Raw genomic sequence first — 25,599 nt, forward strand, 5'->3', positions numbered from 1 at the left:
AGCAAGGGCAGAGTAGCAATGGACGAGCTTGTCGAACCGCGCCGCGCGGAGATCACCTATGAAACGGACGAGCCGGTCCGGTACGAGGCCGAGGGGCAGGTGGCCTGGATCACCCTGAACCGGCCACGCTTCAACAACGCGCAGAACTCGCAGATGACCTATGCGCTGGACGACGCGTTTCAGCGGGCAGTCAACGACGATGCGATCAAGGTCATCATCCTGCGCGGCGAGGGCAAGCATTTCTCGGCCGGGCACGACATCGGCACGCCGGGCCGCGACGTTCACAAAAGCTTCGAGCGTCGGCTGATGTGGCCCGACCACACCAACAAGCCCGCCGCCGAGATGCTTTATACCCGCGAACACGAGGTCTATCTGGGCATGTGCCGCCGCTGGCGCGAGATCCCCAAGCCGACCATCGCGCTGGTGCAGGGGGCCTGTGTCGCCGGGGGCCTGATGCTGGCCTGGATCTGCGATTTCATCATCGCATCCGAGGACGCCTATTTCCAGGATCCGGTGATCCGCATGGGTATTCCCGGCGTCGAATATTTCGCCCATGCCTTCGAACTGCCGCCGCGCGTCGCCAAGGAATTCCTGATGCTGGGCGAACGCCTGCCCGCCGCGCGGGCCGCGCAGTTCGGCATGGTCAACCGGGTGGTCCCCCGCGACGGGCTGACGGATGCCGGGCGCGAGATGGCCGGGAAACTGGCCGCCATGCCCCGGCTGGGCCTATGGCTGTCGAAACAGGCCGTGAACCATGTCGAGGAATTGCGCGGCAAGCGCACGGCCATGGACGCGCATTACCACATGCACCATTTCGCCCATGCCCAGTCCGATCTGGTGTCGGGCAATTCGCTGGGCGGGCAGGATGCCAGAAGCATGGCCAAAGCCAACAAGAGTCAGGCCGGCGAAGGCTGACGCCGCGCCTTTGGGGATTTGAACCGTGCAACTGGATTACAACGACGACCAGAACCGCTTCCGGCAGGAGGTCCGCGGCTGGATGGCCGAGAATGTGCCGACCGGGCCGCTGGAGTCCTTTGACTCGACCCGCACGGGGTTCGAGCAGCATCGCGACTGGGAACGCAAACTGGCCGAGGGCCGCTGGGGCATGGTGACCTGGCCCGAGGCCTATGGCGGACGTGGCCTGAACCTTATCGAATGGCTGATCTTCGAAGAGGAATACTACCGCGCGGGCGCGCCCCTGCGGGTCAACCAGAACGGAATCTTCCTGCTGGGCCCGACGCTGATGGAATACGGCACGCCCGAACAAAAGGCGCGGTTCCTGACCGCCATGGCCTCGGGCGACGAGATCTGGGCGCAGGCCTGGTCCGAGCCGCAGGCCGGCAGCGATCTGGCCGCCGTCAAGGCGACCGCGACCCGCGACGGCGACGATTACGTGCTGAAGGGTCACAAGATCTGGTCCTCGCGCGCGGTCTTTGCCGATATGGCCTTTGGTCTTTTCCGCACCGATCCCGAAAGCAGCCGCCACAAAGGGCTGTCGCTGATCTTCTTTCCGCTGGACGCGCCGGGGGTGAAGGTGCAGCCGATCCCCCAGATTGATGGCGAGACCGGCTTTGCCGAGATTTTTCTGGATGACGTCCGGGTTCCGGCCTTCAACCGGCTGGGCGACGAAGGGCAGGGCTGGTCGATCTGCATGGCCACCGCCGGGTTCGAACGTGGCCTGATGCTGCGCAGCCCGGCGCGGTTTCAGGTGACGGCGCAGAAGCTGGTCGATCTTTACCTTGCGCATCAGGATCAGGTTCCCGCGGCCACGCGCGACGTGGTGGTGCAGGCCTGGATGGACGCCGAGGCTTATGCGCTGTCGATCTATGCCACCGCATCGCGGCTGGAGGCCGGCGGTCAGATCGGGTCCGAGGCCAGCGTGAACAAGATCTTCTGGTCCGAAATGGACATCGCCATGCACCGCACCGCGCTGTCCATTCTGGGCGCTCGGGCCGAGCTTTTGCGCAGCGCGCCCGCAGCGGGCAGCGTGGGCCGCTGGCTGGACGGTTATTTCTTCTCGCTCGCCGGGCCGATCTATGCCGGCTCGAACGAGATCCAGCGCAATATCATCGCCGAGCGTATGCTTGGCCTGCCACGGGGATAAGTCATGGATTTCCGCTTTACCGAAGAGCAGGAGATGATGGCCGGCGTCCTGCGCGACCTGCTTGCCGATCATTGCCAGCCCGCCGATCTGCGGCGCTTGATGGAAACCGGCGCACCCCGTGACGAGGCCCGTTGGGCCCGGATCGTCGATCTGGGACTGCAAGGCATCCTTGTCCCCGAGGATCGGGGCGGGCTTGGCCTGCAACCCGTCGATTTCGTTCTGCTGGCCGAGGCGGCGGGCTATGCCGCCTTGCCCGAGCCGCTGATCGAAAGCGCGGGTGTCGTTTTGCCCCTGCTGGCTGCCATCGCGCCTGACAGCGACGCGCTTGCCGCTGCTCTGGAAGGCGGAGCGACCGTCGCGCTGGCCCATCCCGCCAATGCTTTCGTTGCGGATGCCGACACGGCGGGCGCGGTAATCCTTGCGCATGGCGCAACGGCCCAAATCGCCCGGCCTGAAGCGCTGACCCTGACCAGGCAAAACAGCATCGACCCCTTCCGCCGCCTGTTCACCATCAAGGGGGAGGGCGACGTCATCTCCTCCCGCGCCGATGTTCAGCCAGCGCTGGATGCAGCCTTCGACCGGGGCGCGCTGTTTGCGGCCGCTCAGCTTCTGGGCATTGCGCAGCGCTGCGTCGATCTGTCCGTCGCCTATGCCTGCGAGCGGCAACAGTTCGGCAAGCCCATCGGTTCCTATCAGGCGATCAAGCATCATCTGGCGACCTGTCAGGTGCGCATCGAATTCGCCCGTCCGGTGCTGTATGCCGCCGCCGCCGACTGTCCGCGCGGCGACATGATGTCCCGCGCCCGCATCTCTCAGGCGCGGATCGCCTGCGCCGCTGCCGCCGATCTGGCCGCGCGCACCGCCGTGCAGGTCCATGGCGCCATGGGCTATTCCTGGGAGGTGGACGTGCACTTTTTCCTCAAGCGCGCGCTGGCGCTGTCGTCCTGGTGGGGCAGTGACGCCCTGCACCGCGACCGTGTCGCCACGCGTGTCCTGAACGGGCCGATCGGTCCCGATGCAACCTTTGCCAAAGAGGCCGTCCATGCCTGAAGCCTATATCATCGACGCCGTGCGCACGCCCACCGGGCGCAAGAAGGGCAGCCTTGCCGACATGCATTCGGCCGATCTGGGCGCGGTGCCGATCAAGGCGTTGATGCAGCGCAGCGGCGTCGATCCGGCGGCGGTGGACGACGTGATCTATGGCTGCACCGAAACCATCGGCAGCCAGGCGGGTGACATAGCGCGCACCTGCTGGCTGGTTGCGGGGTTGCCCGATCATGTGCCCGGCGTGACCGTGGACCGGCAGTGCGGATCGTCCCAGCAGGCGGTGCATTTCGCCGCCATGGGCGTGCTCAGCGGCGTGCAGGATCTGGTGGTGGCGGGAGGCGTGCAGAACATGAACGCGATCCCGATTTCCGCCGCGATGACCGTGGGCCAGCAGTTCGGCTTTCCCGACCCGTTCCGCACCTCTCCCGGCTGGCTGGCCCGCTATGGCGATCAGGAGGTCAGTCAGTTCCGCTCGGCCGAGATGATCGCCGAGCGCTGGAACTGTTCGCGCGAGGAGATGGAGCGTTTCGCGCTGGCCAGCCATGACCGCGCGATCGCGGCGACCGATCAGGGCCGCTTCGCGCGCGAGATCGTGCCGATCGGCGATCTTGCCCATGACGAGACCCCCCGCCGTGGCACCAGCCTGGAGAAGATGGCCGATCTCGAGCCGCTGATCCCCGGCGGGCGCGTCACGGCGGCCGTGTCCAGCCAGACCTGTGACGCGGCCTCGGCGCTGTTGATCGCGTCGGAACGCGCGGTGCGCGACCACGGGCTGACGCCCCGCGCGCGCATTCACTATATGACCGTGCGCGCCGATGATCCGGTCTGGATGCTGACCGCACCGATCCGCGCCACCCGGCATGCGCTGGAACAATCCGGCCTGACGGTCGACGACATAGACCTGTTCGAATGCAACGAGGCCTTCGCTTCGATCCCGATGGCCTGGATGAAGGAAATCGGCGTACCGCATGAAAAGCTGAACGTGAACGGGGGCGGCATTGCGCTTGGCCACCCCATCGGCGCCACCGGCGCGCGGCTGATGACCACGCTGCTGCACGAGTTGGAACGCACCGGCGGCCGCTATGGGTTGCAGACCATGTGCGAGGGCGGCGGGCAGGCGAACGTCACCATCATCGAACGGCTGTGACATGCCCTGCTATGCCTTCGAGGGGATCGTTCCGGCGGTGGACCCGACGACCTATCTGCATCCGACGGCAGTGCTGATCGGCGACGTGATCATCGGGCCGCGCTGTTATGTCGGCCCCGGCGCCTCGCTGCGCGGCGATTTCGGTCGCATCGTGGTCGAAGGCGACAGCAGCGTGCAGGACAATTGCACCCTGCACAGCGGCGCGGGGTCCGATTGCGTGGTCCGGCGCGGCGCGACCATCGGTCATGGCGCGGTCCTGCATGGCTGCGAGGTGGGCAAGAACGCCTTGGTCGGCATGAATGCGGTGGTGCTGGACGGCGCGGTGATCGGCTCGGAATCGCTGGTGGCGGCGATGTCGCTGGTGCGCAACGACATGGCGGTGCCGCCCCGGCATCTGGTCGCAGGCAACCCGGCGCGGCTGATCCGCGAGCTGGCGCCGGAGGCGATCAAATGGCGCAACGATGGCGACGGCGAATATCAGCGGCTGGCGGATCGTTCGCTGGCCGCTCTGACCGAATGTGCACCGCTGGACGCGCCCGAGCCGGGCAGGAAACGCAATAGCGGCGCGGCGATGGCCGTGCGGCTGAGACAGTAAAGGGAGACAGGCAAATGGGCCTTTGTGACGGACGGGTTGTCATCGTGACCGGGGCGGGGCGCGGGCTGGGCCGTGCCTATGCCTTGGGTCTGGCGCGTGAAGGGGCGAAGGTCGTCGTCAACGACCTTGGCGTCGGCACCCATGGCGATGCGACGGCCGAAAGACCGGCGGCACAGGTGGTCGAGGAAATCCAGGCCATGGGCGGCGAGGCCGTCGCCTCGTATGACGATGTGACGGACTGGGAGGCGGGGGGCCGGATCGTGCAGACCGCTCTGGACGCGTTCGGCGATCTGCATGCCGTGGTCAACAACGCCGGTTTTGTCCGTGATCGGATGTTCGTGTCCTGCTCGCCCGAGGAATGGGATGCTGTCATCAACATCCACTTGCGCGGGCATTTCTGCACTTCGCGTCATGCCGTCGATTACTGGCGTGCGCAGCAAAAGGCCGGCAGGGCGGTGGACGCGCGCATCATCAATACAACCTCTGGCGCGGGACTGCATGGCAGCATCGGACAAAGCGCCTATTCCGCCGCCAAGGGTGGCATTGCCTCGCTGACGCTGGTGCAGGCGGCCGAGTTGGGCCGCTATGGCATCACCGCCAATGCCCTGGCGCCAAATGCCCGAACGCGGATGACCGAAACCGCCTTTGCCGAGGCGATGCAGCCCAAAGAGGGCGAATTCGATATCTATGACCCGGAAAACACCGCGCCGCTTGTGGCCTGGCTGTGTTCGCCGCAATCGGCGGATGTTTCGGGGCAGGTCTTTGAACTGCTTGGCGGCAATATCCGCCTGTGCCTTGGCTGGACCGACGGGCCGGAATTCGACAAGGGCAGCCGCTGGGATGCCGCCGGGATCGGTGACAAGATCCACGAGCTGATGCGGGAAAGGCCAAAGGCCAAACCCGTCTGGGGCACGCAGTAACGGTGCCGACGCCCCCCTCTGCCGGGCGGCGTCGTCATTTCAGGGCATCGCGGATCAGCGTCGCTCCGTGCCAGGCCAGGGCCATGACCGGGCCGTTGGTATTGCCCGAGACGGGAGCGGGGACCGCGCTGGCATCCACCACCCACAGCCCTTCGACCCCGCGCAGCCGCAGCCCGCTGTCCAGCGCCCGGCCCATCGCGCAGGTGCCCGTGGCATGCAGCCCCGAGACGAAACGGCCGGTGAACGCCTCCATCAGTGCCGCGTCTTCCATCTGGCGGCCGGGCCAGCGTTCCTCGCCCACGAAGTTGCGCAGCGCCGGGGCGCGCATCAGGCGGCGCATCCAGCCGACCATTCGCAGAGCGGTTTCGCGGTCATGCGCCGTCGCCAGCCAGTTGGCCTGAATGCGCGGCATGGCGGCCGGATCCGGTCCCGCCAGCGCGACGGACCCCCGGCTGGTCGGGCGCAGCATGTACCCTGTCGCGGTGATCCCGGGGCGATCTTCCAGCGCCAGTCGCCCATCCAGCAGCCCCTGCGCAAAGGAATAAGGCGACACGGCAAGTTGCAGGTCCGGGTGGCCCGCCTCGGGCTTCGAGCAAAGAAAGGCGCCGGTTTCGGACCCGCCGAGCCCCATCAGCCCGCCGCCGGTCAGCCAGTAGCGCGCGACCTCGGCCCACAGCCGCGCGCCGCGCAGGCGGGGGTTGTGGCCGCCCGTGCCGATCAGGCGATAGGGCAGGGCGATCACCAGATGCTCGGCCAGACCCTCGCCAATGGCGGGCGGGTCGCGTTGCGGCGCAATCCCGGCGGCCTGCAGCATTGCGCCGGGGCCCAGCCCCGACAGGTGCAGGATCTGCGGCGATTTCAGCGCCCCGGCGGACAGGATGACCCCGGCCCGTGCCGTGGCCTGGCGTAGCGCGCCACCCTGTCGGTAGGTCAAGCCGGTGACGCGTCCCTGTTCCAGCGTCAGCCGCTGGACCTCGGCGCCGGTTACGATGCGCAGGTTCGGTCGCCGCCGCGCGGGGCGCAGAAAGGCGCGGTCGGCGCTGGCGCGCGTGCCGCTGCGGTCGATGCTGTGGGAATAGGGGCCGATACCGGGCCGGTCGCCGCCGTAAAGGACCGGCAGCGCGGGCAGCCCGATCTGCGCCCCCGCCGCGATCAGCGCACGCCCCAGAGGCCCCTCCAGCGGATGTTGGGTGATCTGCACGGGACCGCCGTTGCCGTCACCGCGGTCCTCGATGGCGTGGAAGGCGCGTTCCATCACCTCCCAGCCCCAGCCGTGAACGCCGAGCGCCTGCCAGCCGTCGTAATCCTGCGGCGCGCCCCGGCACCAGATCATGCCGTTGATGCTGCTCGACCCACCAAGGCCGCGGCCGCGCGCCCAGAATTCCGGGGCCGGCCGACCCGGCTGCGCCTCGACCGGAAACCGCCATGCGCGGTGGGGATGGCCGGTCAGCCGGACCCAGCCGCGCGGCATCGCGACCAGCGGATGCCAGCCGCCCGGCCCCGCCTCCAGCAGCAATACCGTCAGACGCGGATCCTCGCTCAGCCGCGAGGCCAGGACCGAACCCGCCGAGCCCGCGCCCACGATGATGATGTCGGCTGTGTCCATGCCTGCTCTCCTGGTCCGGGCAGCGTTGCAATCGGGCGCAAGCCGTGCATCCTCCGAATGGACGGCATAGTCCGGCTGGGGGATGGCAGCCGGCGGTCTGGGACGTTCTCTGATCCGAGGAAGCTGACCGGAGGAAACGTGCGCAACCCCCTGACCTGTTCATCCCACACTATCAGCGGCGTCATGCCGGGCGGACCCGTGGCCTCCCGTCACGACTTCCGCAGCCGGGTCGAGGCCTGCGCGCGCGCGGGATATTCCGGCATGTGTCTGCACCTGCGCGACTATGCCGAACAGCGGCAGGCGGGTGTTCCGGCCTCCGAGCTGCGGGCGATCCTGCGTGGCAACGGCATGGTGCACAACAGTCTGGAATTCCTGACCGGATGGGATGATCAGCCTGCGCCTGCCGCGCTGGAACCCGTAGCCTGGGCGGCGGCGCTGGCACTGGATGCGCCGGTGCTGAATGTCGGCAGCGGTCCCGGCGCGCCCTGCCCGGATCGGGACCGCGCGCTGTTCGAGGCATTGTGTTCACGGGCTGCTGCCGAAGGGGTCAGGGTCGCACTGGAGGTCGTTCCGTGGAGCCGTGCGCCCGATCTGCCATCGGCCCTGCGCCTGACGGACGGCATCGCCAATGCCGGGCTTGTGATCGACTGCTGGCACGTCTTTCGCGGCGGGATCGCGCTTGCGGATGTGGCGGCGCTGGATGGCTCAAGGATCCTCTCGGTCCAGATCAACGACGGTCTCGCCAAGCCGGGGCCGGACCTTGTTGCCGATACGCTGGACCGGCGCCTTTGCGGCGAGGGGGCATTTGATCTGCGTGGGTTTTTAACGGCGATCCGGCAGACGGGCACGACCGCGCCGATCGCGGTCGAGGTGATCTCGCCCCGGCTGGCGGCGATGGAGGTCGATGAGGCGGCGTCCGTGTCGGCCCGCACCGCCCAAGCCGTGCTTGACGGCATGGCGGCGCGGGGCAGCCTGTGATGTTAGTCCGTATGGGGGATGGAGGCGCAGCGGTCCCGCTGCATCCAGAAATGAATGGGAACGGAGTAGGCGCGACGCCGCAGACAATCGCCGCGCGCCAGAGGAGGAGCCTGTGCTGGACGAGATACTCATCATCATTGTGCGCGGAATCGCGATCGGATCGATCTTCTCGACCATCGCGATGAGCTTCAACATCGTGCATGGCGCGACGGGCATCCTGAACTTTGCCCAGGGCAACATGCTGGTGCTGGGGGGCTTCGTGGCCTTCTTCTTCGCCAATGACGCAGGGCTGGCGCAATGGCTGTTCTTCCTGCCGGTCGCCGGTCTGTTGCTGGCGGCCATCGTGGCCTTTCAGGGCTGGATCACGCTTCTGCCGCTGCGGACCTCGGCGGAACAGGACAGCTGGATCATTTCGACCGTTTCGGTGTCGGTCATCATGGGGGCGGTCCTGCTGATCACCCAGGGGCCGTTCGCCTATTCGGTCAACGGCGTCGTGCCGTCGTTCCGCCTGCTGGGCGTCAGAACGCCCGGCGCCTATGGGCTGGCGATCGGCTGCGCGCTGTTCTGGTTCTTTGCCCTGCGCTATTTCCTGCGTCACACCTTCACCGGGCTGGCGATCAGCGCGTTGCGCCAGGATATGGACGCCGCCCGCGCGGCCGGTCTGCCGGTGCGCAAGCTGCAGATCATCTCTTTCGCGATTTCCGGCCTGATCATCGGGACCGCGGGCTTTCTGGTCGCGCCGGTCATCTCGGTCAGCTCGGATGCCGGGCTGCGCTATGTGCTGAACGGCTTCGTCGCGGCGGTGGTCGGCGGCATCGGCAGCAACCTTGGCACGCTGATCGGCGGCCCGCTGGTCGGCGTCGTGGGGATGCTGACCGCCTACAAGGTGGGTGGCGCCTACCAGGATCTGGCCTCGCTGCTGTTGCTGGTGGTCATCCTGATGTTTCGTCCGCAGGGCATCTTTGGACGCGCTTCGGCGCGGCAGGTGTAAGCCATGAGCGCGACGAACACCGCCTCGATGAAAAACGCCGCGCATGCCGAGGGCAAGCCGCGGTTCAGTTCCGATCTGCCGCAAATGTGGACCGGCATCGGCCTGATCGCGCTGACCGGATTTGGTCCGGCGCTGCTGGGCAATGACTACTGGAGCCATACGTTCCAGCTGGTGAACATCTATATCGCCGCCTCGATCTTTCAGAACTTCCTGTTCGTGGACGCAGGGCAGAAATCCTTCGGCCAGGGCGTTCTGCTGGGCCTTGGAGCCTATGTCACGGCGATCTTCTTTGGCCTGCACGAGTATTCATTCCTGGCCGCTGCGGCGCTGGGGCTGCTGGCTTCTGTGCTGGGCGGGCTGATGTTCGCCTTGCCGGCGCTTCGTGTGCAGTATTTCCACCTTGGCTTCGTCACCATGTCGGCGGCCATCGTCTTTCCGCAACTGCTGGTGACGCTGGACAAGTGGACGAACGGGATCAACGGCATCTCGGTCGCGCTGCCGGCCCTGAACCAGAAGCTGTTTCTGGGCCTGACGCCGCTGACGATCCTGGTTGCGGTCTATCCGATGATTGCGCTTTGGTTCCATTACCGGCTGCGCCGGTCGCGCCTCGGCCGCAAGATGCGCGTGGCCGCGATCAGCGCCGAAGGCGCCCGCGCCATGGGCATCAAGCCCGGCTACATGCGCTTCACGGCCTTCATCATCGCCGCCATCGGCACCGGCATCTGCGGCATCCTGTATCTGCCCACCGCGCAGTTCGTCAGCCCGCAGGGCTTCAACATCGAGATGTCGTTCATCTTCTTCTTCGCCGTGGTGGTCGGTGGTCGCGGGCAGTTGCTGGGGCCGGTCGTGGGCATCTGGATCGTCTACATCCTGCCCAATATCGCGCTGGCGAGCTTTGTCGAATACCGCCTGCTGATGTACGGCGTCCTGACCCTGCTGACCGTGATGCTGTTTCCCGACGGCATCGTCGGCTCGTTCGAACGCCGCCGTCTGCGTCGTGCAGTCGCGGGCCGGGGCGAGCAGGCGTTCCGCCTTGAGGGTGGGCTGGAGGGCGTCGGCAGCGCGCAGGACCTGGCGCCGACCGCTGATGTGGCCATCGAGGTGCGGGATGGCACCAAGGCCTTTGGCGCCGTGGTTGCGGTCAACAGCGTGAACCTGAAGGTCCGCAAGGGCGAGGTGCACGGTCTGATCGGGGCCAACGGCTCGGGCAAGACCAGTTTGCTGAACGTCCTGTCGGGCATGTCGCGACTGAATTCGGGCAAGGTCTTCGTGAATGGCCGAGAGACCACGCGGATGTCGGCTGACGAGGTCGCCAATCTGGGCATGGGCCGCACCTTCCAGACGCCCCGCATCTATACCCAGATGTCGCTGTGGGAGAACCTGCAGATCGGTCTGGATGCCCGCACCGGCAAGGCGGATCCCGGTCTGGATCGCATTTCCGAACGCCTGGCGCGAGAGTTCTCCGAGGACAGCGCCGAACTGCTGTCCCACGGCCAGCGCCGTCTGGTCGAGGTGATGCGCACGGTCCTGAAAGAGGCCGATGTCATCCTGTTCGACGAACCCGCCGCGGGCCTGTCGCAGGCCGAGCGCGAGAACTTTGCACGTCTGGTCCGCTTCCTGTCGCGGCGCATGGGCAAGACCATCGTGCTGGTCGAACATGACCTAGATCTTGTCTGGGGCATCGCGGACCGCATCACGGTGATGGAGCAGGGCAAGGTCGTGTCCTCGGGCGCGCCGGACGATGTGGCCAAGGATCCCGCCGTTCAACACATGTTCCTGGGGACCAAACATGCTTGAGGTTCAGTCGCTTCACGCGGGCTATGGCACCGTGCCGGTGGTGCAGGGCGTGTCCCTGCGCGCCGAGCCGGGCAAGATCCTGCTGGTCGGTGGCGAAAACGGCGCGGGCAAATCCACGCTGATGCGCGCCATTGCCGGGTTCAACAAGCCCACTGCCGGGCAGGTTCTGCTGGAAGGCAAGCCGCTCAACGGCATGGCGCCGGAAAAGATCGCGCAAAGCGGGCTGCGTCTGGTGCTGGACGGGCACCGGGTCTTCACCGAGCTGTCGGTCTTCGACAACCTGCGGATGGGGGCGGCGGCGCGTCCGGGCGACCGGGCGGGCTTCGACCGCGCCGTCGAAGAGATCTATGAGGTCTTTCCGATCCTGAAGGAAAAGCACCGCGCCTATGCCCGGGACCTGTCGGGGGGTCAGCAACAGATGCTGGCTCTTGGCCAGGCCTTTGTCGCCCAGCCCAAGGTGCTGCTGTGTGACGAACCGTCGATGGGGCTGGCGCAGCTTCTGATGCCGCAGATCCTGTCTTTCCTGCGTCGCTGGGCGGAAACCGGGACCGCGGTCGTCATCGTCGAGCAGCATCTGGCCATGACGGCGCCCTATGCCGATCATGCCGTCATCATCGAGCGCGGGCAGGTCAAGTTCGAGTGCCCGGTGGCTGAGTTGTACGAAAGGCTCGCCTTGGCCCGCGCGTCGTAGGGCCGCAGCAAGACTCATCGCAGGGAGCCCGCCGCATTGATATGTGGCGGGTTTTCCCTTTGCTGACTTATCCTTTTGAAATGGCTGTTCTTTGTCCTGGATCTGACAGATTCTTAAATATTTGACAGAGCGTCATCTATCAGACATTCTGTCTAATAGATGGCGAATCGGTTCACCGAAAGCTGCTATCCCGCCGCCAATGCTGGCTGCGTCACAACCGAGAGATTTCTGACCAGCGGATTCCTTCAGTCCCGTAGACCCGTTCGAGGAGGAACGGGGAGGATGTCGAATGCGATCCGCCGATCGACAAGAGCGCGAGGGAGGAAGCAATGACTTTTCACACCAGATCGATGACCGAACTGGGCCGCCTGTTCATCGAACTGACCGACCAGTTGTCCAGGGGCGGAGTCTCTGCCGCGCTTGAGACGATCCGCGCGCCGTTCGACGCGGATGCCGCGTTGCTGAGCATCGAATGCCGAAACCGCACCAAGCCCGCGCAGTGCGAACTGGTTTTGTCGGCGGATACCGAATTGACTCCGGGGGCTTTCAACGGAACTCCTTCTGTGACCCGGCTGCCGGGCTATGAGACGACGGCGGTCTCGTTTCAGGATCCGCAGGGGGCCAACCGCTATGTCCTGCGCCTCTACCGGCAAGAGATAACCCCGCCTTTCGATCAGGACGAGATCGTCCTGGCCGAATTGTTGCTGTCGCAGTTCGGCCGCAGCTTCGAGGCGAATGCCCGACATGCCAGCCTGCATGTCGAGCGGACATTATATTCCGACCTTCTGGACCGCCTTCAGATCGGGGTGATCGTTCTGGACCGGGCCGGACGGTTGCTGACCGTTTCCGATCAGGCGCGGGCCATTCTGGCGCGTCGCGATGGGCTGCAGCTGGTCAATGGCCGTCTGTGTACGTTGAACGCCGTCGAGGATAAGCGTTTTCAGGCCATCATCCGCGACGCCCTGAGTGGCCAGGATGCCTGCGCCGCCGGACGGGGGCTGTCGCTGACCAAGCCGTCGAGCATGCGCAAGATGGGGATCATCCTGCGCGCCATTCCGGGCGCCGGGCATGAGGGCCAGCCCGCGCTGTCGATCTATATCCGCGACGCGGAGTCTTCCCCGGATGTCGAGGCCGAGTTGATGCGCCAGATCTTTGACCTGACCCCGGCCGAAGCCGCCGTCGCGCGCCGCCTGACCGACGGCCTGTCGCTGGAGGACACGGCCGCTGCGCTGGATATCAGCCGCAATACCGCGCGGGCGCATCTCCGCTCGATCTTCTCGAAAAGCGGGATCAAGCGTCAGACGGAACTGGTCCGGCTGGTCCTGAACAGCGCCGTCGTGCTGTAGACCAACTGGATGTGGAAAAGGCCGCCGGGTGATCCGGCGGCCTTTCCTTTTGCAGAGTCCGACAGGATCAGGAACAATCGGCCCGCTGGCTCAGCCCATCCTCGCGCTTTTCATAGGGCTTGGTCACGACCACGACAGAGCTTTCGTTCGGGAAGAAATGTTTGGCCTCTGTCGCTTCAACCGGGCCTGCGACGGTTTGAAGCTCGCCCGCGTTTTGGAACCATTCCGCCACGGCCTTGCCGTCCGTCGAGCCTGCGCCGTTGATGCCGATCGCCAGCAGTTCGGCCATCATGTAGGCCGACACCAGCGATTCCGCGCCGCCCATGCGGTCAAGATCGGGAACCTGATCCCTCGCTACTTCGCGCATCTTGGCAAAGGCCGATTCCCCAAGCGGGTCGCCGGGGCAGTAGGTCATGCCCACGAACTGGCTGGAATAGACGTTCTCGAACGCCTCCTCGCCAAGGGCAAGCGCGTTGCCGACGGCATAGTTGCTCATCGTCATGCTGCCCAGAACGGGGACCATCCAGTCGATATCCAGGCGGTTTTCCAGGAACTTGCGCGAATCGTCACCGATCGAGTTGATGATGAGGACGCCATCTGCCCCGGCGCTGCGCATGGAAAACAGCTGCGGCGTCATGTCCTCGGCCTTGAAGGCGAATTCCTGCACGATGACGGGGGCGACGCCACGCTCCGTCATATAGGCCTCGATCTCGGCCACCGCCGCCTTGGACATGCCGCCGTTGTCAGAGATGAGCGCCAGTTTCGTCAGGCCCAGCTTGTCCACCGCGAAGTCCACGTTCGCTTTCATCTGGTCCAGCCCGGTGGGCGAGGTCGAAAAATGCAGCGGACCATATTCGGGCGTCAGCGAGGTCGAGGCGGCGGCGCTGATCTGGACCAGATTGGCCTCGGTGGCCAGCGGGACCATCGGTATCACCTCTTGGCTGACGATCGACCCGAGAATCGCCTCGATCTTTTCACTTGCGATCAGGCGGCGCAGTTCGCTGACGCCGTGGGTCGGGTCCGACGCGGTGTCTCCGGTGACCAGAACGCCCTGCCGTCCAGCAAATCCGCCATTGGCGTTGATCGCATCAACTGCAAGTTGCCAGCCGGTCTTGTAGACCGGCCCAAGGCTTTGACCGCTGCCGCTGAACGAGGTGATGGCGCCGATTTTCAGGTCTTCGGCCGTGGCTGCGGTGGCCATCACGGTCATAGCCGCGCTTCCCGCCAGCATCGCCATGCACAGCCGCAACGGTTTAACTGTTTTCATATCCTGTTCCTCCCGTGGATATTGGCACCAGCCTGTTGCCGAATAGATGGGCCAGGCATCGTCCGAAAGGACGAACCGTCAGAGGTTCCGCGGTGGTAGCCCTCGGAGGCAGGAAGACGGGGGAAGACATGTCAGACAGGTCTGGACGGCTGGCGGTGGTGACGGGGGCAGCAAACGGCATTGGCGCGGCCTGCGCGGCACGATTGGCTGCGGATGGCGCAAGCGTGGTGCTGCTGGATCGCGATGCGGACGCCGTCCGCAACCTTGCGGACAGGATCGGCTGGGAGGGCGGCACTGTCGCGTCTTTCGCGGTGGATTGTACCGACCAGACGGCAATCGAATCGGTTTTTGCCGAGATTGCGGCCATGGTGGGGCCGGTCGATATTCTGGTGAACAATGTCGGCCAGAGCGCCCGCGAGCGGATGTCGGATTTCGCCGAGGCCGACATGGCCGTGCTGAATTTCATTCTGGACGTGAACCTGAAAAGCGCCGTGATCTGCGCGCGACAGGTCGTACCCACAATGAAGCAACGTGGCTGGGGGCGGATCATCAGCCTGACCTCGGAATCGGCGGTGAACGGGTCGCTGAAGACCTGGGACTATTCCGCTGCCAAGGCCGGCGTCATCGGCTTTACCCGATCCGTGGCGCGAGAGTTGGCACCCTTCGGCGTCACCGTGAATGCCGTGGGGCCGGGGGCCACGGCGACCGGCGCGATGGAGAAGATCCCCGCCGATCTGCTGGACCGGATCCGCGCGGGCATTCCCGCCGGTCGGCTGGGCCGACCCGAGGAAATCGCCCATGTGGTGGCCTTTCTGGCCGATGATCTGAGCGGTTATGTCACCGGCCAAACCCTGCTGGTCAACGGCGGGAACTGGATGATCTGATATGTCCGGCAGCATTGCTGCATGCGGCGACAAGGAGAGCAGAGCAGATGACGGCGGCGGTAAGCTGGGACTATTCGGGGCTGGGGGTGATCGTGACCGGCGGCACGCGCGGCATCGGTCTGAAAATGGCCGAGGCGTTTCTGTCCGCCGGGGCGCGGGTGGCGGTTTGCGGCCGCACGGCGCCCGAGCAGCTGCCGCAGGCCGCCGGCCGGCAGGCGGTGTTTCACGCCTGCGACGTGCGTGATGCCGCGGCCTGCCGCAACTTCGTCAGCGCCGTCGCTGCCGATTTCGATCGCATCGACGTGCTGGTGAACAATGCCGGCGGCTCGCCCGAGGCCGAGGCCGCCACCGTGTCGCCGCGCTTTTCCGAGGCGATCATCGCGCTGAACCTGACCTCGGCCGTCCATCTGTCGCAGGCCGTCCACGCGACGATGGCCGGACAAGCCGAGGGCGGCTCGATCATCAACATCGCCAGCGTCTCGGGCACACGCCCCTCGCCCGGCACGGCGGTCTATGCGGCGGCCAAAGCCGGGCTTCTGGGCCTGACGCGCAGCCTTGCGCAGGAATGGGGACCGGCCATCCGCGTCAATGCCATCGTCGTCGGCATGATCGCCACCGAACATGCGGATGAGACCTATGGCGCCGGCGCGGCGCAGGCCGAGATCGCCCGTTCGATCCCGTTGAAGCGTCTTGGCACGGGCGAGGATATTTCGCAGGCCGCGCTGTTTCTGGGATCCTCGGCGGCGGCTTTCGTTTCCGGCGCCGCGCTGGAGGTGCATGGCGGCGGCGACTGGCCCCTGTTCATGGATATCCTGCGGCGGCACGGCCACGGAAAGGAACGGGATGGCGAAGCCGGTCAGGGCTGAGTCATGACCCCGCCCCCCGTGCGCGCGGTGATGAGCGAGCGGCGCACGGCCTGGCTCGCGGCCCTGCTGGTCGGGCTGGGGCCGATGTGCCTGCCACTTTTCGCGCCGGCGCTGCCGGATCTGACGGCGCATTTTCAGACCGGGGATGGCACGGGCAAGGCGGCGCTGACCGTCTATATGGCGGGATTTCTGTCGATGCAGCTTGTCGGCGGGCCGCTGTCCGATCGCATCGGACGGCGGCCGGTCGCCATGATCTTCGCCGTGGTCTTTGTTCTGGCGAGCCTTGCGACCCTCAGCGCTCCGGATGTGCACTGGTTTCTGACGGCGCGGCTTTTCCAGGGAATCGGCGCCTCGGCCGGTGTCGCGGTCGGGCGTGCGATTATTCTCGACCAGTTCCCGGCAGGTCGGGCCGTGCCGGTGATGACGCTGGTCAGCCTGTTGTTGGCGGTTGCCCCCGCGCTGGCCCCGGTCATCGGCGCGGCTGCTGCCGGGCTGGGTGGGTGGCGCGCCACGCTGGATACGATGTTGCTGCTTGGCTTGATCCAGATTTTTGCCATCCGCCTTTGGATGGCCGAGACCCGCCCAGAGGGGCCGGCCCGGCCCCTGCGTCAGGTCGGGGTCGATTATGCCCGGATGCTGCGCGATCCCCGCTTTCTGTGGCCAACCCTGGGCGCCGCCGGAGCCAGCATGGCGTTTCAGACGCAGGCGGTCGTGTTGCCCTTTCTGCTGGTCGACCGTCTCGGGCTGCCGGAAATCGGTTTCGGGCTGGTGATGCTGGTGGTATCGCTGTCCTATATCCTGGGGAACGTGATTGCCCGGCGCATCCTGCGGCATCATCCGGCCACCCGCCCGATCGCCCTTGGCGTGGCCGTGTTCCTGACCGCCTCGGTGACCGGCTGCCTGTTATCGCTGCTGATGCCGGCAACCGTGTGGAGCGTCGTTCTGCCGGTCGCACTGTCCGGTGTCGGGGGCGCCATGTTCTTTCCCGGCCTGATCTCGTTTGCCCTGCTGCCCTTTCAGCCGATTGCCGGCGCGGCTGCGGCGATGAACATGTTCGTGCAGTTGGCCACCGTCCTGATGGCCGCCTTTGCGGTTTCTGCGATCAGCGACCCGGCGATGGGGCTGGCCGCGTCCTTCACCCTTGCGGCGACCGTCACGCTTGCGGGCTGGCTGGCCTGGCACCGCCTGCCCGGTGGGCCGGGTGAGCAAAACGATAGCTCCCACCCGTTCGAACGATGAAAGCGGCGGCGGGGCTTGGCAGAAGCGTGGAAAGACCCTGACGACAAGAAGGCTTTCTGCCATGACCTCTCCACCCCCCATTCCTCTGGGCGATCCGCTGACCTCCGTCGACCGGATGCTGGCCCTGCTGGAGGAGAACTTTCCCGCCGTCCACCAGCTTCCGCCCGAGGAGGTCCGCCAGATCATCCGCAGCCGCGCCGTGCCTGTCAGCAATCTTGACGATGTGGCAACGACGCAGGACGTTACCTTGCCAGAGGGGCCTGCGCTGCGGGTCTATCATCCCCAGGGGCAGGCAGCGGACGCGCCGGCGATCCTTTATTTCCACGGCGGTGGCTGGATGTTCTGCGGCATCGACAGCCATGATGGCTTCTGCCGCCGCGTTGGGCGGGAAACCGGCGCGGTCGTGGTATCGGTGGACTATCGGCTGGCGCCCGAGCACCGCTTTCCCGCCGCTCTGAACGACGGCTTCGGCGCGCTGGAATGGCTGGCGGGTTCGGATCTGGGCATCGACCCGGCGCGGATTACCGTCATGGGCGACAGCGCGGGCGGCAACCTTGCTGCGGCGCTTTGCCTGATGGCGCGCGACCGGGGCGGGCCTGCGATTGCCGGGCAGGTGTTGCTCTATCCCGTGCTGGCGCCGGATTTCGAGACCGAGGGCTATCGCCGCTTTGGCACCAGGCATTACAACACGACCGTGGCGATGCGCCATTACTGGCGGAACTACCTTGGAGGCGACGAGCTGCCCGATCCGCCCGACCTCGCCGCGCCGCTTTGGGCCGCGTCACATGCCGGATTGCCCCCCGCGATCATCGTCGTTCCGGGCCGTGATCCCACCTGCTCCGAGGCGGAATCCTATGCCGCCGCCCTGCGCGGCGCGGGCGTGGCAGTGCGCCTGCGGTCCTATCCCGACATGTTTCACGGCTTCATGACCCTGCTGGCCTTTGACCCTGCCGAGGGGGCACGGCGGCTGTTGTGGTCCGATATGGCCAAGCTGTTGGCAACGAAAGGACAGTCCAGATGAGCACCCAAGCAAGACTTCATACCGATGTGGTCATCGCTGGCGCCGGCTTCGCGGGGCTGTATGCGATCTATACCGCCCGCCGCCTGGGCCTGGATCCGGTCTGCATCGAGGCCGGAGCGGATGTCGGCGGTGTCTGGTACTGGAACCGCTATCCGGGTGCGCGCTGCGACGTGGAAAGTGCGGATTATTCCTATTCCTTCGATGCCGATCTGCAACGCGACTGGCGCTGGTCCGAACGCTATGCCACCCAGCCCGAGATCCTGGCCTATGCCCGCCACGTCGCCGATCGCTTTCACCTGCGCCGGCACATCCGGTTTTCCGAGCGCGTAACGTCCGCCGCCTTCGACGAGGACGCGGCGCTGTGGACCATCACCACCGATAAGGGTGCGGTGCTGACAGCACGCTGGTTCATCTCGGCCGTGGGCAGCCTGTCCGCGCCGGTCAGGCCCGACATTCCCGGCATCGACCGCTTTCGCGGCACCACCGCCTTTACCGCGACCTGGCCCGAGGACGGCGTGGATTACGAAGGCAAGCGCGTGGCGGTGATCGGCACCGGGTCTTCCGGCGTGCAGTCGATCCCGATTATCGCGCGCAGCGCCGCACAGTTGACGGTCTATCAGCGCTCGGCCAACTATTCGGTCCCCGTGCTGAACCGCGAATTAAGCGACGAGGATTGGGCGGCGATTCAGGAAAACTACCCCGAACGTCGCCGCAAATCCTTCCGCAGCGGCGGCGGTTCGCCGCATGAGGCGCATCCGGTGCCCTTCCACGACGTCCCCGAGGCCGAGCGCGAGGCGATCTTCGAACGCGCCTGGGGCGAGGGTGGGGTGCTGTTCGGCAAGGTCTTCAACAGCCAGACGGCGGATGAAACCATCAACGCGGCGGCGCGGGATTTCGCCGAACGCAAGATCCGTTCCATCGTCCGCGACCCGCAGCGCGCCAGGGATCTGACCCCCGACGACCATCCCATCGGCACCAAGCGGATTTGTACGGACTCGGGCTACTACGACACGTTCAACCGACCGAATGTCGATCTGGTGAACCTGCGCCGTACGCCGTTCGAAGAAATCACCGAGACCGGCATCCGCACCACGGACGGGCACCGAGAGTTCGACATCATCATCTTTGCCACAGGGTTCGACGCGCTGACGGGAACGGTGCTTCGCATCGACATTCGCGGTCCGCGCGGCGACAGGTTGCAGGATGCCTGGGTGGACGGGCCGGTGACGCTGCTGGGGATGCAGGTGCCGGGCTTTCCGAACTTCTTCAACATCAACGGTCCCGGCTGCCCCGGCGTGCTGACCAACATGATCCTTGGCGCCGAACATCAGGTGAACTGGGTGTTCGAGCTGATCCGGGATGCCCAGGCGCGGGGCTATACGATGATCGAGGCCCGTCCGGATGCTGCCACGGACTGGACGGATCATGTGCTGGCGGTGGCAGACCGGACCCTGTTCACGCGCGGAAACACCTGGTATCTGGGCGCCAATATTCCCGGGAAAAAGCGCGTTTTCATGCCCTATCTGGGTGGTTTCGGCGCCTATGTCGGCTATTGCGACACGGTGCGCCGCGATGGCTATAAGGGGTTCGTGCTGTCCTCATGATCCCTTAAGCGGCGGCGTTTCGTCTTTTCGGACGATACCGCCGCCGCGCCGTGGTGCTACCACCCCGGCATAGATTCCCGGCAAGCGGTGCAAGATGACCTCGCAAATTCCCGACCCATCCGGCTGGACCCTGACCACGCTGCCGGCGCTTTGCCGCCAGGCGGCGGACACTTATGGCGATCTCTCGTTCATCGAGGATGGCGATACGGTGCTGAGCTATCGCGATTTCGATGCGCAGCGCCGGCGCGTCGCCAAGGCGCTGATCGCGGCAGGTGTCGCCAAGGGCGACCGGATCATGATCTGGGCGCCCAACACGTGGGAGTGGTTCGCCGCCGCCATGGGGATCACCTCGGTCGGTGGTGTGATTGTCCCGGTCAGCACCCGCTTTCGCGCGGGCGAGGTGGCAGATCTGGTTGAACGAAGCGGCGCAAGGCTGATCTTTTCCGTGGGCGAGTTTCTGGGTCAGTACTATCCCGACATGCTGACGCCGCAGACGCGCGCGCTTCTGGACGATGTGATCGTCTTTCAGGGCGCCCGCGCGCCCGATCTCGATTGGAATGACTTTCTGGCGCAGGGCGACAACGCCAGCGACGCCGAACTCGAGGCGCGCGAGGCCGAGATCAGCCCTGATGATCTGTGCGACATGCTGTTCACCTCGGGCACGACCGGCCACCCGAAGGGCGTGAAATACGCCCATCAGCAATGTCTGCGCGTCGTGCGCACATGGGCAGGGCAGGTCGGGCTGCGCTATCGCGACCGGGTGTTGGTCATTTCTCCCTTCTTCCACGCCTTCGGTTATCGTGCCGGGGCAATCGTATCGCTGATGCAGGGGGCGGTGCTGCTGCCTCATCAGACCTTCGATGCCGAGGTGGTGCTGAGCCGCGTCGAAAAGGACCGCGTCAGCGTCATTCCAGGCCCGCCCGCGCTGTTCCAGTCGATGCTGCAACATCCCGATCTGGGCCGCTTTGATACCTCGTCCTTGCGGCTGGGGATCACCGGCGGTTCGGTGGTGCCCTCTGTGCTGATCCGCCGGATGCGCGAGGATCTGGGCTTTCAAGGCGTTTGCAACGGCTATGGCCTGACGGAATGCGGTGGTTTCGGCGCGATGTGCAATGCGAATGACCCCGATGAAGTGATCGCCAATACCTCGGGCAAACCCGGCGAGGGGGTTGAGATCCGCATCATCGGTGAGGATGGGACCGAACAACCGCAGGGCACGCCGGGCGAGGTCACCATCCGCGGTTTTCTGGTCATGAAGGGCTATTTCAACGACGACGAGGCGACCGCGCGCGCCATCGACGCCGACGGCTGGCTGCACACCGGCGACATCGGCTATATTGATGATGACGGAAATCTGCGCATCGAAGACCGCATGAAGGACATGTATATCTGCGGCGGGTTCAACTGTTATCCGGCCGAGATCGAACGCTACCTGTCCCGCCACCCGGCTGTGGGCCATGTCGCCGTGATCGGAACGCCGGACGACCGGCTGGGCGAGGTCGGCAAGGCCTTCGTCGTCCTGCGCCCCGGCACCTCTGTCACCGAGGCCGAACTGATCGCCTGGGCGCGCGAGCATATCGCGAACTACAAGGTTCCCCGCAGCGTGACCTTTCTGCCGGAAATGCCGATGAGCCCGCAGGGCAAGGTGATGAAGGACCGACTGCGCGCCATCATGGTCGAACCATCATAGGGAGGCGCCATGGACCACCAACCCATGACATCGCCGGAAGGGCGCGTCGCAGCAGCCGAGGCCGCGCTGCGCGGCAAGGCCATCGTCATCACCGGCGCAGGAGGCGGTCTGGGCGCGGCCTATGCGCGCCATGCCGCCTCGCTGGGGGCGGCGGTGCTGGTCAATGATGTCTCGCCCGATGCGGCGGAACGGGTGACGGCAGAGATCCGCGCCGCCGGGGGCAGGGCCGTCGCCCATGCCGCCGACGTGTCGCAATGGGACAGCGGGGCGGACCTGGTCGCCGCCTGCATCGACGCCTTCGGCCACATCACCGGCTTGGTGAACAATGCAGGCGTGCTGCGGCCCCAGCGGCTGGAGGAGCTGACCGAGGCCGAACTTGCCCGCCTGATCCGCGTGAACCTGTTCGGCACCGCGGCTTGCGCGCAGGCTGCGGTTCTGGCCTTCCGGCGGCAGGGCACGGGCGGGTCGGTGGTGAATGTGGTCTCGGGGTCACATGCGGGGGATGTCGCGCTTGGGGCCTATGCCGCCAGCAAGGGGGCGGTGGCGTCCCTGACCTATTCCTGGGCACTGGAACTGCGCGGCTCGCCGATCCGCATGAATGCTGTCTCGCCGCTTGCCGAAACCGCGATGGCGGCAGCGAACGCGCCCCTGATGGGTGCGCAATCGGCGGCACGCGAGGTTGTGTATCACAGCCTGCCCGACCCGAAGGTGAACGCGCCTCTGGTCAGCTACCTGCTCTCTGATCTGGCGGGCGAGGTGCATGGCCAGATCGTCCGCATCGCCGGGCGGCAGCTGTCGCTGATCACCCATCCGATGATCGCCAGCCCAGTTCTGGAGGATGACTGGACCTTTGATACCATCGCCGCCGCCTTTGCCGAACGGCTGGGGCAGAGCCAGCAACGGCTGGGGCTGGTCTTTGCACAAGCGGCACCATGAGCGGCGCGCGCATCCTGATCACCGGCGCGGCCGGCGGAATCGGGGGCGCTACGGCGCGACGGCTGGCTCGGGACGGCGCCACGCTTGTGCTGGCCGATCTGCCGGGCGAGCCGCTGGACCGGCTGGCGGACGAACTCCGCGCCTGCGGATCGTATGCCTTCGCTGTGCCCTTTGATGCGGTGGACGGTTCCACATGCTCAGCCCTACCGGGCAAGGCAGTGGAACTGTTGGGCGGGCTGGATGCGGTCTGCGCCATTGCCGGCATCTACCGCAAGGCGCATTTCACCGATGTGACGCCTTCGGATTGGGCGCGGATCATGCAGGTCAACCTGACCGTGACCTTTCTGGTCGCACAGGCCGCCATGCCGCATCTGATCGCCAGCGGCGGCACATTGGTGACGACCGGATCGCTGGCCGCGCTGAACGGCCAGCCCTATGGCGCGCCCTATGCGGCGAGCAAGGCGGCGATCGTGGCGCTGACCAAGTCGCTGGCCGCCGAATACGCGGCGGCGGGGGTGAGGGTGAACTGCGTCAGCCCCGGCGGCGTGCGCACCGGAATGGCCGCGGGCGGGCCGCTGCCCGGCGCCGACCCGGATCTGGGGTTCCGCCGGTCAAAGCTGAAGGGCTTTGATGGTCTGGGCGGGCCCGAGGATATCGCCGAGGCTTTCGCCTGGCTGGTGTCGGATCGGGCCCGCTTCGTCTCTGGCAGCAACCTGGTGGTCGATGGCGCGCAGCGGCTGGTATGACCGCTGCGCAGCCCGCTGTCAGTCGAAGGATTTCGTCAGCATATTGGTTTCGTATTCGGGAAAGACATAATCGAACTCGATCACGACGGCATCGCCCAAAGGCGGCCCGGCCAGCAGGTTCGTCTTGACGAAGGCCTGCACGCCGTTGCGCCCGAACGTATGGCGGGTCACGTCACGGAACACGGGCGAGGCATCCATCCGCGCGTCGATCTCGGGCGTGCCGGGCTTGGCGCGGTTCAGGATCACCTCGACCCGGCCCTTGAAATCGGGGTCGGTTTCGACCGCGTGCTGCACCCGCTGCACGATCTCCTCCAGCTCCTCCAGCGAGCTTTTCAGAAAGCCGACGTGAAAGCCGAATTCCGGGTTTTCCCGCGCGGCGGCACGATAATCGCTGACCACCTTGTCCTCATCCGGCTGGTCGGCGCGAAAGGTGCTGCGGATCGCCTCGTAAAGCGCGCGCGGCACGTCCTTCAGCGGCGCAAGATACAGGATTCCGTCGCCCTTGTTGGTTGCATGGGGATCGACCAGAAAGTGATAAAAGACGGTGCCGTCGGGATAGGCGATCTCTTCGCGGGTAACAAAACCCATCAGCTTGAACAGCTTTGCCGTCAGCGGGCCATCCTCGGGCTTGCCATAATGCAGCGCGACATGGCCGAAGGTCGTGGTGTTGGGGGTGTCGGTCATCTGCCTCTCCTCTTGTGATCTGGCGTCATGGTCGCGGATCGCGCCGGACGCCGCATCGCCCGAACGGGTCAGGCGGTCTTTTGCAGGTGCAGAAAAAACCATGGGTCTCGTTCGATCGGACGATGCCGCAGGGCGTGCTCCCACCCCAGCCTGCCCGCAAAAGACGTCTGTCGGAACAGCGGCAGGACAGGAAAGGATAGCCGATGAAGATCCTCACCCCCATCAAGCGGGTTATTGACTACAACGTGAAGGCTCGGGTTCGTGCTGACGGGTCTGGGGTTGACTTGGCGAATGTGAAGATGTCGATGAACCCGTTCGACGAGATCGCGGTCGAGGAGGCGATCCGGCTGAAGGAAGCCGGCAAGGCCGAGGAGGTGATCGCGGTCAGCATCGGCGTGCGTCAGGCGGCCGAGACGCTGCGCACGGCGCTGGCGATGGGCGCGGACCGGGCGATCCTGGTGGTGGCCTCGGAGGACGTGCACCAGGACATCGAACCCCTGGCGGTGGCCAAGATCCTCAGGGCGGTGGTCGAGGCCGAGCAGCCGCGGCTGGTGATCGCCGGCAAGCAGGCCATCGACAACGACATGAACGCGACCGGGCAGATGCTGGCGGCGCTTCTGGGCTGGGGCCAGGCGACCTTCGCCAGCAGGCTCGAGATCGAGGGCGACAGCGCCAAGGTGACGCGCGAGGTCGACGGCGGCCTGCAGACGATCAGCGTCGGCCTGCCCGCCGTGGTCACCGCCGACCTGCGCCTGAACGAGCCGCGCTACGCGTCGCTGCCCAACATCATGAAGGCCAAGAAGAAGCCGCTGGAGGAGAAGACCGCCGCCGATTACGGCGTCGATGTCAGCCCGCGCCTGGAGATCGTCTCCACGCGCGAACCCGAGGGGCGCAAGGCCGGCATCAGGGTCGGCTCGGCCGACGAACTGGTTTCGAAACTGAAAGAAGCGGGGGTGATCTGATGGCCGTTCTTCTGCTGGGCGAAGTCACGAACGGGGTGCTGAACCGCGACGCCACCGCCAAGGCCGTGAATGCCGTTGCCTCGCTGGGCGACGTGACGGTGCTCTGCGCCGGGGCGCAGGCCCGCGCCGCCGCCGCCGAGGCCGCGACCATCGCCGGGGTCGCCCGCGTCCTGGTGGCCGAGGACGCGCGCTACGGCCACCGCCTGGCCGAGCCGACGGCGGCGCTGATCGTCTCGCTGGCGGGCGCGTACGATCATGTCGCGGCGCCGGCCACGACGGACGCCAAGAACGTGATGCCGCGGGTGGCGGCGCTGCTGGACGCGATGGTGATCCCCGAGGTGTCGAAGGTGGTCGATGCCGACACGTTCGAACGCCCGGTCTATGCCGGCAACGCCATCCAGACGGTGCGGTCGAAGGACGCGAAGAAGGTGCTGACGATCCGCACCGCCAGCTTCGAGGCGGCGGGCGCGGGCGGCTC

At 66.1% G+C, this 25,599-nt stretch carries 23 protein-coding genes and 1 pseudogene; 21 read left to right on the forward strand and 3 right to left on the reverse strand.

Annotation, left to right across the window (positions count from 1 at the left end; genetic code table 11):
* The first annotated feature begins 18 nt into the window (after positions 1 to 18).
* The 6 genes from ACTJI6_RS08590 to ACTJI6_RS08615 are packed head-to-tail and all read left to right on the forward strand — an operon-like array spanning position 19 to position 5,813.
* Positions 19 to 915: an enoyl-CoA hydratase gene (locus ACTJI6_RS08590; RefSeq protein ID WP_440799711.1), complete on the forward strand. Its 897-nt coding sequence runs from the start codon at positions 19 to 21 to the stop codon at positions 913 to 915.
* A 25-nt stretch (positions 916 to 940) separates the two neighbouring features.
* Positions 941 to 2,104, forward strand: coding sequence for an acyl-CoA dehydrogenase family protein (locus ACTJI6_RS08595; RefSeq protein WP_440799714.1), 1,164 nt, complete (start codon positions 941 to 943; stop codon positions 2,102 to 2,104).
* Between the two features lie 3 nt (positions 2,105 to 2,107).
* Positions 2,108 to 3,154 carry an acyl-CoA dehydrogenase family protein gene (locus ACTJI6_RS08600; RefSeq protein ID WP_440799717.1) on the forward strand — a complete coding sequence of 349 codons (1,047 nt, stop codon included), beginning with the start codon at positions 2,108 to 2,110 and terminating at the stop codon, positions 3,152 to 3,154.
* Entirely contained in the window at positions 3,147 to 4,298 is a 1,152-nt protein-coding gene (locus ACTJI6_RS08605) for an acetyl-CoA C-acetyltransferase (protein WP_440799720.1), read from the forward strand. Before ACTJI6_RS08600 ends, ACTJI6_RS08605 begins: the two co-directional genes overlap by 8 nt.
* Position 4,299: 1 nt before the next feature.
* Positions 4,300 to 4,893, forward strand: coding sequence for a gamma carbonic anhydrase family protein (locus ACTJI6_RS08610; RefSeq protein ID WP_440799723.1), 594 nt, complete (start codon positions 4,300 to 4,302; stop codon positions 4,891 to 4,893).
* A gap of 14 nt (positions 4,894 to 4,907) precedes the next feature.
* Positions 4,908 to 5,813 (forward strand): SDR family oxidoreductase, encoded by a 906-nt coding sequence (locus ACTJI6_RS08615; RefSeq protein WP_440799726.1) that lies wholly within the window; start codon positions 4,908 to 4,910, stop codon positions 5,811 to 5,813.
* A 34-nt stretch (positions 5,814 to 5,847) separates the two neighbouring features.
* Here ACTJI6_RS08615 and ACTJI6_RS08620 read toward each other — a convergent pair whose 3' ends face one another.
* On the reverse strand, positions 5,848 to 7,419 hold the full coding sequence (locus ACTJI6_RS08620) for a GMC family oxidoreductase (RefSeq protein WP_440799729.1): 1,572 nt from the start codon (positions 7,417 to 7,419) through the stop codon (positions 5,848 to 5,850).
* Positions 7,420 to 7,557: 138 nt separating this feature from the next.
* On the opposite strand from ACTJI6_RS08620, the gene ACTJI6_RS08625 reads away from it, so the two are divergent.
* The 5 genes from ACTJI6_RS08625 to ACTJI6_RS08645 all read left to right on the forward strand — a co-directional run bounded on the left by ACTJI6_RS08625 (position 7,558) and on the right by ACTJI6_RS08645 (position 13,222).
* The gene (locus ACTJI6_RS08625; RefSeq protein ID WP_440799732.1) at positions 7,558 to 8,397 is read left to right on the forward strand and encodes a sugar phosphate isomerase/epimerase family protein; all 840 of its coding nucleotides are present in this window, start codon (positions 7,558 to 7,560) and stop codon (positions 8,395 to 8,397) included.
* Positions 8,398 to 8,509: 112 nt separating this feature from the next.
* Entirely contained in the window at positions 8,510 to 9,388 is an 879-nt protein-coding gene (locus ACTJI6_RS08630) for a branched-chain amino acid ABC transporter permease (RefSeq protein ID WP_150351212.1), read from the forward strand.
* 3 nt (positions 9,389 to 9,391) lie between these two features.
* The gene (locus ACTJI6_RS08635) at positions 9,392 to 11,185 is read left to right on the forward strand and encodes a branched-chain amino acid ABC transporter ATP-binding protein/permease (RefSeq protein WP_440799737.1); all 1,794 of its coding nucleotides are present in this window, start codon (positions 9,392 to 9,394) and stop codon (positions 11,183 to 11,185) included.
* Entirely contained in the window at positions 11,178 to 11,876 is a 699-nt protein-coding gene (locus ACTJI6_RS08640; RefSeq protein ID WP_440799740.1) for an ABC transporter ATP-binding protein, read from the forward strand. The genes ACTJI6_RS08635 and ACTJI6_RS08640 overlap by 8 nt, the downstream gene beginning before the upstream one ends.
* A 329-nt stretch (positions 11,877 to 12,205) precedes the next feature.
* Positions 12,206 to 13,222 (forward strand): helix-turn-helix transcriptional regulator, encoded by a 1,017-nt coding sequence (locus ACTJI6_RS08645; RefSeq protein WP_440799743.1) that lies wholly within the window; start codon positions 12,206 to 12,208, stop codon positions 13,220 to 13,222.
* A 67-nt stretch (positions 13,223 to 13,289) separates the two neighbouring features.
* On the opposite strand, the gene ACTJI6_RS08650 is transcribed toward ACTJI6_RS08645, so the two are convergent.
* Positions 13,290 to 14,489: an ABC transporter substrate-binding protein gene (locus tag ACTJI6_RS08650; protein ID WP_440799746.1), complete on the reverse strand. Its 1,200-nt coding sequence runs from the start codon at positions 14,487 to 14,489 to the stop codon at positions 13,290 to 13,292.
* 128 nt (positions 14,490 to 14,617) lie between these two features.
* On the opposite strand from ACTJI6_RS08650, the gene ACTJI6_RS08655 reads away from it, so the two are divergent.
* The 8 genes from ACTJI6_RS08655 to ACTJI6_RS08690 all read left to right on the forward strand — a co-directional run bounded on the left by ACTJI6_RS08655 (position 14,618) and on the right by ACTJI6_RS08690 (position 23,475).
* Positions 14,618 to 15,373: an SDR family NAD(P)-dependent oxidoreductase gene (locus ACTJI6_RS08655; RefSeq protein ID WP_440799749.1), complete on the forward strand. Its 756-nt coding sequence runs from the start codon at positions 14,618 to 14,620 to the stop codon at positions 15,371 to 15,373.
* A gap of 47 nt (positions 15,374 to 15,420) precedes the next feature.
* Positions 15,421 to 16,239: an SDR family oxidoreductase gene (locus ACTJI6_RS08660; RefSeq protein WP_440799752.1), complete on the forward strand. Its 819-nt coding sequence runs from the start codon at positions 15,421 to 15,423 to the stop codon at positions 16,237 to 16,239.
* Positions 16,240 to 16,269: 30 nt separating this feature from the next.
* The gene (locus ACTJI6_RS08665; protein WP_440799754.1) at positions 16,270 to 17,478 is read left to right on the forward strand and encodes an MFS transporter; all 1,209 of its coding nucleotides are present in this window, start codon (positions 16,270 to 16,272) and stop codon (positions 17,476 to 17,478) included.
* A gap of 61 nt (positions 17,479 to 17,539) precedes the next feature.
* Positions 17,540 to 18,499: an alpha/beta hydrolase gene (locus ACTJI6_RS08670; RefSeq protein WP_440799757.1), complete on the forward strand. Its 960-nt coding sequence runs from the start codon at positions 17,540 to 17,542 to the stop codon at positions 18,497 to 18,499.
* A complete protein-coding gene (locus tag ACTJI6_RS08675) occupies positions 18,496 to 20,103 on the forward strand; it encodes a flavin-containing monooxygenase (protein ID WP_440799760.1) in 1,608 nt (535 codons plus the stop codon). Before ACTJI6_RS08670 ends, ACTJI6_RS08675 begins: the two co-directional genes overlap by 4 nt.
* A gap of 94 nt (positions 20,104 to 20,197) precedes the next feature.
* The gene (locus ACTJI6_RS08680) at positions 20,198 to 21,793 is read left to right on the forward strand and encodes a FadD3 family acyl-CoA ligase (RefSeq protein ID WP_440799763.1); all 1,596 of its coding nucleotides are present in this window, start codon (positions 20,198 to 20,200) and stop codon (positions 21,791 to 21,793) included.
* 9 nt (positions 21,794 to 21,802) lie between these two features.
* Positions 21,803 to 22,729, forward strand: a complete 927-nt coding sequence (locus ACTJI6_RS08685) for an SDR family NAD(P)-dependent oxidoreductase (RefSeq protein WP_440799766.1) — start codon at positions 21,803 to 21,805, stop codon at positions 22,727 to 22,729.
* Positions 22,726 to 23,475 (forward strand): SDR family NAD(P)-dependent oxidoreductase, encoded by a 750-nt coding sequence (locus tag ACTJI6_RS08690; RefSeq protein ID WP_440799769.1) that lies wholly within the window; start codon positions 22,726 to 22,728, stop codon positions 23,473 to 23,475. Before ACTJI6_RS08685 ends, ACTJI6_RS08690 begins: the two co-directional genes overlap by 4 nt.
* 18 nt (positions 23,476 to 23,493) lie before the next feature.
* Here ACTJI6_RS08690 and ACTJI6_RS08695 read toward each other — a convergent pair whose 3' ends face one another.
* Positions 23,494 to 24,159: a hypothetical protein gene (locus ACTJI6_RS08695; protein WP_440799772.1), complete on the reverse strand. Its 666-nt coding sequence runs from the start codon at positions 24,157 to 24,159 to the stop codon at positions 23,494 to 23,496.
* 203 nt (positions 24,160 to 24,362) lie between these two features.
* On the opposite strand from ACTJI6_RS08695, the gene ACTJI6_RS08700 reads away from it, so the two are divergent.
* Positions 24,363 to 25,121 carry an electron transfer flavoprotein subunit beta/FixA family protein gene (locus ACTJI6_RS08700; RefSeq protein WP_440799775.1) on the forward strand — a complete coding sequence of 253 codons (759 nt, stop codon included), beginning with the start codon at positions 24,363 to 24,365 and terminating at the stop codon, positions 25,119 to 25,121.
* Positions 25,121 to 25,599: pseudogene (locus ACTJI6_RS08705) on the forward strand (electron transfer flavoprotein subunit alpha/FixB family protein); the annotation flags it as partial. The gene ACTJI6_RS08700 and the pseudogene ACTJI6_RS08705, both read left to right, overlap by 1 nt.

It is taken from the genome of Paracoccus sp. 22332, from assembly GCF_052045125.1.
Taxonomy (GTDB): domain Bacteria; phylum Pseudomonadota; class Alphaproteobacteria; order Rhodobacterales; family Rhodobacteraceae; genus Paracoccus; species Paracoccus haematequi_A.

Bases quoted from the DNA above. Each gene is read 5' to 3' on its own strand.
- ACTJI6_RS08695 (WP_440799772.1), bottom strand. From the start codon at position 24,159: ATGACCGACACCCCCAACACCACGACCTTCGGCCATGTCGCGCTGCAT.
- ACTJI6_RS08700 (WP_440799775.1), top strand. From the start codon at position 24,363: ATGAAGATCCTCACCCCCATCAAGCGGGTTATTGACTACAACGTGAAG.
- ACTJI6_RS08675 (WP_440799760.1), top strand. From the start codon at position 18,496: ATGAGCACCCAAGCAAGACTTCATACCGATGTGGTCATCGCTGGCGCC.
- ACTJI6_RS08620 (WP_440799729.1), bottom strand. From the start codon at position 7,419: ATGGACACAGCCGACATCATCATCGTGGGCGCGGGCTCGGCGGGTTCG.
- ACTJI6_RS08650 (WP_440799746.1), bottom strand. From the start codon at position 14,489: ATGAAAACAGTTAAACCGTTGCGGCTGTGCATGGCGATGCTGGCGGGA.
- ACTJI6_RS08600 (WP_440799717.1), top strand. From the start codon at position 2,108: ATGGATTTCCGCTTTACCGAAGAGCAGGAGATGATGGCCGGCGTCCTG.
- ACTJI6_RS08605 (WP_440799720.1), top strand. From the start codon at position 3,147: ATGCCTGAAGCCTATATCATCGACGCCGTGCGCACGCCCACCGGGCGC.
- ACTJI6_RS08690 (WP_440799769.1), top strand. From the start codon at position 22,726: ATGAGCGGCGCGCGCATCCTGATCACCGGCGCGGCCGGCGGAATCGGG.
- ACTJI6_RS08615 (WP_440799726.1), top strand. From the start codon at position 4,908: ATGGGCCTTTGTGACGGACGGGTTGTCATCGTGACCGGGGCGGGGCGC.
- ACTJI6_RS08665 (WP_440799754.1), top strand. From the start codon at position 16,270: ATGAGCGAGCGGCGCACGGCCTGGCTCGCGGCCCTGCTGGTCGGGCTG.
- ACTJI6_RS08610 (WP_440799723.1), top strand. From the start codon at position 4,300: ATGCCCTGCTATGCCTTCGAGGGGATCGTTCCGGCGGTGGACCCGACG.
- ACTJI6_RS08660 (WP_440799752.1), top strand. From the start codon at position 15,421: ATGACGGCGGCGGTAAGCTGGGACTATTCGGGGCTGGGGGTGATCGTG.
- ACTJI6_RS08655 (WP_440799749.1), top strand. From the start codon at position 14,618: ATGTCAGACAGGTCTGGACGGCTGGCGGTGGTGACGGGGGCAGCAAAC.
- ACTJI6_RS08685 (WP_440799766.1), top strand. From the start codon at position 21,803: ATGGACCACCAACCCATGACATCGCCGGAAGGGCGCGTCGCAGCAGCC.
- ACTJI6_RS08635 (WP_440799737.1), top strand. From the start codon at position 9,392: ATGAGCGCGACGAACACCGCCTCGATGAAAAACGCCGCGCATGCCGAG.
- ACTJI6_RS08590 (WP_440799711.1), top strand. From the start codon at position 19: ATGGACGAGCTTGTCGAACCGCGCCGCGCGGAGATCACCTATGAAACG.
- ACTJI6_RS08645 (WP_440799743.1), top strand. From the start codon at position 12,206: ATGACTTTTCACACCAGATCGATGACCGAACTGGGCCGCCTGTTCATC.
- ACTJI6_RS08680 (WP_440799763.1), top strand. From the start codon at position 20,198: ATGACCTCGCAAATTCCCGACCCATCCGGCTGGACCCTGACCACGCTG.
- ACTJI6_RS08640 (WP_440799740.1), top strand. From the start codon at position 11,178: ATGCTTGAGGTTCAGTCGCTTCACGCGGGCTATGGCACCGTGCCGGTG.
- ACTJI6_RS08670 (WP_440799757.1), top strand. From the start codon at position 17,540: ATGACCTCTCCACCCCCCATTCCTCTGGGCGATCCGCTGACCTCCGTC.